This window comes from Lysinibacillus sp. G1-3, assembly GCF_056322905.1.
In genome coordinates this window covers 1-1,987 of the sequence record NZ_JBWHYQ010000044.1, presented here as the reverse complement: position 1 = coordinate 1,987, position 1,987 = coordinate 1, and the positions used below count along the sequence as shown (strand labels likewise).

The window sequence follows — 1,987 nt, the reverse complement described above, 5'->3', positions numbered from 1 at the left end:
GCATGTATTAGGCACGCCGCCAGCGTTCGTCCTGAGCCAGGATCAAACTCTCCATAAAAAGAAATTTGATAAGCTCAAATTGTTTTGCTGGCATCATGTTTGATGTCCAAAATTTTGTTTCGTTCACCAACTCAAGGTTAGTTACTAAAAACTTTATTGATTACGTTTTGCTTGTTCAGTTTTCAAGGTCCATTTTGCCGCCGTTGTTTTTCAGCGACTTCTTTATATTAACATTTAACTCAATTCATGTCAACAACTTTTTAAAAGTTTTTTCGTTCGTTGAGTTTTTTTATTATGTCTTAGCGACAATTAATATAATACAATATCAACTAATTAAAAGTCAATAACTTTTTTATAAAAAATATCGAGGTATTTTTCATACCTCGATAACTAGCATACTACAGTCCTTGCTCCATTTCTAGAGCTTCTTTATTTACCTTATAATGACGGTGGAATATCATTTCACTTTTCGCAACGATCGGTTCAATTTGAATATAACCTTTGTCCACTAGATACTCTACAAATACTTCTAAATCTACTGAGTAATTCATGAGCTCACCATGATCATGCAATTCCTGAATAGTCCAAGTATCCTTTGTTTGCATGACTTCTAAAATATGCTGAGCGCCGTCTCGAGTACGCGAATGTATTAAAAACTCACTCGCTAAAAACAATAGCTCTAATCGTTTCTCTATTGGCTCAGTACTTGTAACGAGCTCCTCGTACAATTTATAAATCGCTGGTTCTATTTTTTTCACCTGTGCCCAAACAGTTACTTCAGGATAAAGTCCACTATCAATAATGGATAAACGGCCTAAATGATGTAACGAATCTACTACATGATTATAAGCATCAAGATAGCTACCTTTATCAAAGTATTCTTTTCCTTCTAAGTAACGACGAATTAATTTTGAAAATTGAATGCCTGTTTTGATTTTACGACCACTAAACGGAAACTCCTGTAATTCTATTTTTAATTTATGAAGAAATTCATTACGATCAAATAATACTCTTCCAAAGAAAATCCAATCGACCACTTTTTTATTCGAGCCAATAAGCAACCATTTTCGTATTATTTTCTCGGTAACCGTATGTAAAGCTACTTTATTTCCTTCATATAGGTAGTGTTTCGTAAAGACTGGCTGTTCTGCTTCTTTTACGATAATAAGTAAGATTGTATCAAATGTATCTGTAACATTACTTTGTTCCTCTCGTTTTTCCACTAAAATAACGCCTAGTGTATTCGACTGACTTGCACGTTCCTGATATATTGGACGTAAAACTTGTTCCATGTTCAGTCCCCCTCTATTTGCTTGTAACCTTTTATCTTCGTTCAGTGGATGTGACGGATTTTCACCGGACTCAATTACGCCAAGGCGAGATTGATTTCGTTAAAATTTCGACATACTCTAAAAGTATTCCTTCTTTCCACGTTATCAAAGTTAAAATACTTTGTTCTTATATGTTATAGTAGATTTTAGATTGGGAGGCAAGATGATAAATGAAACCTTACAAAAATAAAATTAATAAAATCCGTTCATTCGCATTAGCACTTATTTTTATAGGCTTTGTAGTTATGTATGGGGGAATCTTCTTTAAAAACAATCCTATTCTAGTCTTAATTTTCATGACCCTTGGTGTACTTTGTATTATTGGTAGTACAGTCGTATATGCTTGGATTGGATTGCTCTCAACACGAGCCGTTCAAGTCGTATGCCCTAATTGCCATAAGTACACAAAAGTATTAGGCCGTGTAGATATGTGTATGTACTGCAATGAACCATTAACACTGGATCCAACTCTAGAAGGAAAAGAGTTCGACCAATCTTATAATAAGGCAAAAAAATCCTAGCCCTTCGATGAAGTGACCCCTAAAAGTTAGACACGGTTATTTCATTAGGCAGCTTGGGTAAAATGAGTTCGGTATTGCACCGGACTCATTTTTAGTTTTGCCTTAATCCGTTTCGTATTATAGTAATTGATATAT

Annotated in this window: 3 protein-coding genes and 1 rRNA gene; 1 reads left to right on the top strand and 3 read right to left on the bottom strand. The window is 34.4% G+C overall.

What is annotated here, in order from left to right:
• Positions 1-58 (bottom strand): 16S ribosomal RNA (locus ACVYAD_RS24920); the annotation flags it as partial.
• A gap of 340 nt (positions 59-398) precedes the next feature.
• Complete coding sequence (locus ACVYAD_RS24915; RefSeq protein ID WP_079564329.1) at positions 399-1,292, bottom strand: nucleotidyltransferase-like protein; 894 nt, start codon at positions 1,290-1,292, stop codon at positions 399-401.
• A gap of 209 nt (positions 1,293-1,501) precedes the next feature.
• On the opposite strand from ACVYAD_RS24915, the gene ACVYAD_RS24910 reads away from it, so the two are divergent.
• The gene (locus ACVYAD_RS24910) at positions 1,502-1,852 is read left to right on the top strand and encodes a YgzB family protein (protein ID WP_349661107.1); all 351 of its coding nucleotides are present in this window, start codon (positions 1,502-1,504) and stop codon (positions 1,850-1,852) included.
• Positions 1,853-1,896: 44 nt separating this feature from the next.
• On the opposite strand, the gene ACVYAD_RS24905 is transcribed toward ACVYAD_RS24910, so the two are convergent.
• Positions 1,897-1,987, bottom strand: a 91-nt coding sequence (locus ACVYAD_RS24905; protein WP_476428271.1) for an IS3 family transposase, incomplete at its 5' end; no start/stop codon positions are given.

Excerpts from the sequence above, each read along its gene's own strand:
- ACVYAD_RS24915 (WP_079564329.1), bottom strand. The coding sequence starts at position 1,292 with ATGGAACAAGTTTTACGTCCAATATATCAGGAACGTGCAAGTCAGTCG.
- ACVYAD_RS24910 (WP_349661107.1), top strand. The coding sequence starts at position 1,502 with ATGAAACCTTACAAAAATAAAATTAATAAAATCCGTTCATTCGCATTA.